Source organism: bacterium (assembly GCA_035703895.1).
Lineage (GTDB): Bacteria > Sysuimicrobiota > Sysuimicrobiia > Sysuimicrobiales > Segetimicrobiaceae > Segetimicrobium.
In genome coordinates this window covers 1-4,679 of record DASSXJ010000099.1, presented here as the reverse complement: position 1 = coordinate 4,679, position 4,679 = coordinate 1, and the positions used below count along the sequence as shown (strand labels likewise).

Here is a 4,679-nt window from a genome sequence, read left to right as displayed (position 1 = left end):
GCGTGGTCTGCCCCAAGGCATACCTCCAGTCGTCCGCTCAATACATAGTTGATCTGCTCGTTTGCGTGCCGGTCCACCGAGGTGATCGCCCCCGGCTGAAGCTCGACGTAGTTCTGGGTCATACGCTCCCCCGAAACGGTCCACACGCGGACCCCCGGAGCCGACTGCCTTCCCTCTCCTGTCCGGATCTGAATGATTCGAGGCGTGCTCATTGCGTAAGATCCCTCCCCACAACCGCTCCGACGTCATCTAGAATAACAATATCCGCTGAGGTCCAAAGACACCTCCCTGTATCGAGGCGTCCCTCCGCGTCGGGTCACGAGTGGATGGTCTCCGCATCCAGGGAGAGGAGGTAGGTGGCAGGGTGGAGGTCACGCTGACGTTCGAGAAGGAACGGGAAACGAAGAACACCGTCCGGTATCAGGAAAAACCCAGCGAAGGACAACCCCCGGTTGTTGGGACGCTGTACGTGGCAAAATTCTGGGCGGGTACTGCCGAACGGTTGACCGTCACGATTACGAAGACCCCGTAAGAGACACGGTTACTTCGCGGCGGTCCCGGCGAATCGTGCGGGATCTTGATCGAAAGCCCGCTTGCAGCCCGGACCGCAGAAATAAAAGCTTCTGTCCGACACGTTTGAGCGGTACCTGGCCGAAGCGATCTTGACCGCCATCCCGCAGACCGGATCCATCGCCAGGGTCAGACCGGAGGACCCGGCCTCGCCCGTTTGGCTCCTCGACACCTGCACGATCTCGGCCAGGATGCTGATTGCGATTTCGTCCGGCGTGACCGCCCCGATATCCAAACCCGCCGGAGCCCTCAACCGCCGGAGCCGATCCTCAGGTACCCCTCTGTCGCGCAAGGCGTCGATGACCGCGCCCGCCCTCTTCCGGCTGGTCACCAGGCTCACATAGCGCGCGTCGCTCTGAAGTGCCTGCTCCAGCGCCTCCTCGTCAAAGGTCCCGTGAGTGACCACAACGACAAAAGCCCTGGGTGGGATGCGCAGCGGAGATTCCGGGGCGAGAACCACGGTGAAGCCCGCGGCCTCGCTGAGGCCGGACAGCGACTCGGCCACCGGGCCTCTGCCGACGAGGACCAGGTCTGGCTTGGGGAGGACCGGCTCGATGAAAACCTCAATCGTCCCGCCGCTGTGGCAGGTCATGGGATACTCCAGCACGCCATCACGATTTCCGGGCCGGCTCCCGCCCTCGCCTATCAGGGCGATGAACCTCGGGCGTCCATCCTGGAGCGCCCGCAGTCCTTCCCGGATCACCACCGGTTCGGCGCAGCTCCCGCCTATCCACCCCACCACCGTCCCGTCCCGCCGGACGAGCGCCTTGGCTCCCGGCTTCGCAGACGTCGGGCGTTCGCACCGGACCACGGTGGCCAGCGCGAACGGCTCACCCGCTTCCGAGAGCGCGTGAGCCAGACCGAGGACATCATCGGCCATGGCGCCCCCGCGCGGGGTGAACTTCACTCATTCGGTGACGCCCTTCTCTCGGAGGAGCTTCCAGACTTTGTCAGGCGTGATCGGGATATCTACATGCCGCACGCCCAGATGCCAGAGGGCATCCACGACCGCGTTCGCGATGGCGGCCGGGGCACCCACCGTGGCCGATTCGCCCACCCCCTTCGCCCCCAGCGGATGGTGGGGGGAGGGTGTCGTGGTTTTGTCGGTCTCCCACTTGGGGGTCTCCACCGCCGTGGGCACCAGGTAATCGATAAAGCTTCCACCTTGGATATTGCCCTGCTCGTCGTAACTGATCTCTTCAAACAGCGCCGGGGCGAGTCCCATCGTGAGGCCCCCGTGGATCTGCCCCTCCACGATCATCGGGTTGATGATGTTGCCGCAGTCGTCGACGGCCACGAACCGCCTGACCTTCACCTCACCGGTTCCTTTGTCGATGTCCACGACGCAGATGTAGCTTCCGAAGGGATAGGTGAGGTTGGGTGGGTCGTAATACGAGACCGCCTCGAACCCGGCTTCCATGCCTTTCGGATGATTCGTGTAGGCCGCGAAGGCGATCTCCTGGATCGTCTTGGACCGACTGGGGGCGCCCTTCACGGAGAACTTGCCCGGTTCCCACACCAGATCGTCTTCGGCCGCCTCCAACAAGTACGCGGCGATCTTCCGGGCCTTGTCCCGAATCTTGCGGGCCGCCATGGCTCCGGCGGCGCCGCCCACCGGGGTGGAGCGGCTGGCGTAGGTCCCGAGACCGTACGGAGCGGTGTCGGTATCGCCTTCCTCCACCTGGATGTCGGCGACCGGGATCCCTAGTTCCTCGGCGATGATCTGGGCATAGGTGGTCTCGTGCCCCTGCCCCTGCGACCGCGTGCCGAACCGGGCAATCACCTTCCCCGTCGGATGGATCCGGATCTCCGCACTGTCGAACATCTTGATGCCGAGGATGTCGAAGTCCTTCGACGGCCCCGCACCCACAATCTCGGTGAAACTCGAGATCCCAATCCCCATCAACTCACCCTGCTTGCGCTTCTCGGCCTGCTCCCGGCGCAGATCGGCGTAGCCGATCTTGTCCATCGCCTTGTGCAGAGCGCCGGCGTAGTTCCCGCTGTCGTACTCCCAGCCCAGCGCCGATTTGTACGGAAACTGGTCCGGCTTGATGAAGTTCTTGAGCCTGAACTCCGCCGGATCCATCCCGAGCTGGTGCGCCATCAGGTCCGCCATCCGTTCGATGGTGTGGACCGCCTCGGTGACGCGGAACGAGCAGCGGTAGGCGATCCCCCCAGGGGGCTTGTTGGTGTACACACCATCGACCTCGACGTGGGCCGCTTGAAAGTCATAGGAGCCGGTGCAGATGTGAAAGAGGCCCGCCGGGAACTTGGAGGGGTTGGCCGCGGCATCCGCGTAGCCGTGATCGGCGATCGTCTTGATCCGGAGCGCGGTGAGCGTGCCGTCCTTTTTCGCCGCGAGCTGGGCGGTGATGTGGTAGTCACGGGCGAACGAGTCGGCCTGGAGGTTCTCCATGCGGTCTTCCATCCACTTTACGGGTTTGCCGGTCAACACCGAGGCTGCGACGGCGATGACGTACCCGGGATAGACCGGCACCTTCCCGCCGAATCCACCGCCGATGTCGGGAGAGATGATCCGGATCTTGTGCTCGGCCAGGCCCACGTGCCCGGCGACGAGGGCAAAGACCGTCCGGATGGCGTGGGGCGCCTGGGTGGTCATCCAGACCGTGAGTTTGCCCATGACCTTGTCGTACTGGGCGATGCACCCGCACGTCTCGATCGAGGCGACATGGATGCGCGGGATGTAGATGTCCTGCTCGACCGTGATCTGGGCGTCCTGAAACGCGCGATCCGTGGCGGCGCGGTCGCCCCACTCCCAGTGCCAGATGTGGTTATCCTTCTTGTCCTTCTTATCGGTGCGCAGGACCGTCGCCCCGGGCGCCAGCGCCTTCTTGGGATCCACGACGACAGGGAGCGGCTCGTAGTCGACCTCGACCGCCGCCGCGCCGTCGGCGGCGATGTAGCGCTCCGTGGCCAGGACTGCCGCGACTTCCTGAGCCACGTACATCACCTTCTCCACCGGGAGCACCATCTGGGTGTCCGACATGAGCGTCGGCATCCAGTGGAGGTTGTACTTGGCTAGGTCTTGGCCCGTGATCACGGCCAGCACGCCCGGGATCGCCAGGGCTTTTGTCGCGTCGATCTTCTTGATGTTGGCGTGGGCGTACGGGCTCCGCACGATATCGAGATAGAGCATGCCTGGCAGCTGGATGTCATCTACGTACGTCCCCTTGCCCCGGATAAAGCGCGGATCTTCCTTGCGCTTTACCGAGTGTCCCATCCCACCGATCTCTGGCGGCGTCCGCGGTGACATCAGCGTCCTCCCTGCCGCAGTTTGGCGGCAGCATACTCAATCGACTTGACGATGTTGACATACCCCGTGCACCGGCAGAGGTTGCCGGAGATCGCCCAGCGGATCTCCTCCTCTGTCGGGTTGGGGGTCTTTTTGAGGAACGCGTAACTGGTCATCAGCATCCCCGGGGTGCAGTAGCCGCACTGGAGCCCGTGCTCCTGCATGAACCCTTCCTGGACCGGGTGGAGCGTCCCATCTCGTTCCAGTCCCTCCACGGTCATGATCTCGCGCCCGTGCGCCTGAACGGCAAACATGGTGCACGACTTGATGGGCCTCCCGTCGAGGAGCACGGTGCAGGCGCCGCAGTGCGTGGTATCGCACCCGATATGGGTTCCCGTCAGCCGGAGGACCTCCCGGATCAGGTGTACGAGCAACAGGCGCGGCTCGACCTCGGCCTGGTGCTGCTCGCCGTTGATGGTCAGTTGAACCTGCATGCCCGTCACCGTCCCCCGCCGGCGCGCTCGAGCGCCTTTTTGAGCGCTCTGCCTGTCAACACCCGGATAAGATCCCGCTTGTATTCCGCCGGACCACGGAGATCCGATTCGGGTTGGGACTCCTCTGCGGCAAGAATGGCCGCCTGCTTGACGGTCCCCTCGTCCAACCGCTTACCCCGTAGGAACTCCTCGGCGCGCCGCGCCTCGATCGGTGTGGGTCCGACGTTGGTGAGGCCGATTCCCACCCGCTCGCAGGCCCCGATGGCGCTGAGGGTGATCTGCGCGGCCACGGCCGCGGTCGCGAAATCCCCCACCTTCCGCTCCAGCTTCAGGTAGGCGCCGCCGCTGCGCGAGGGGGGAGT

At 64.4% G+C, this 4,679-nt stretch carries 5 protein-coding genes; 1 reads left to right on the top strand and 4 read right to left on the bottom strand.

The features are described from left to right. Window positions 1-364: 364 nt before the first annotated feature. A complete protein-coding gene (locus tag VFP86_06760) occupies window positions 365-532 on the top strand; it encodes a hypothetical protein (protein ID HET8999328.1) in 168 nt (55 codons plus the stop codon). A 9-nt stretch (window positions 533-541) separates the two neighbouring features. On the opposite strand, the gene VFP86_06755 is transcribed toward VFP86_06760, so the two are convergent. From VFP86_06755 to VFP86_06740, 4 genes are all read right to left on the bottom strand, one after another. Continuing rightward, the gene (locus VFP86_06755; protein HET8999327.1) at window positions 542-1,477 is read right to left on the bottom strand and encodes an XdhC family protein; all 936 of its coding nucleotides are present in this window, start codon (window positions 1,475-1,477) and stop codon (window positions 542-544) included. Continuing rightward, entirely contained in the window at window positions 1,478-3,844 is a 2,367-nt protein-coding gene (locus VFP86_06750; GenBank protein ID HET8999326.1) for an aerobic carbon-monoxide dehydrogenase large subunit, read from the bottom strand. It abuts the gene before it with no gap. Continuing rightward, a complete protein-coding gene (locus VFP86_06745; protein HET8999325.1) occupies window positions 3,844-4,317 on the bottom strand; it encodes a (2Fe-2S)-binding protein in 474 nt (157 codons plus the stop codon). The genes VFP86_06750 and VFP86_06745 overlap by 1 nt, the downstream gene beginning before the upstream one ends. Before the next feature lie 5 nt (window positions 4,318-4,322). After that, window positions 4,323-4,679: xanthine dehydrogenase family protein subunit M (locus VFP86_06740; GenBank protein HET8999324.1), on the bottom strand; the 357-nt coding region annotated here is incomplete at its 5' end.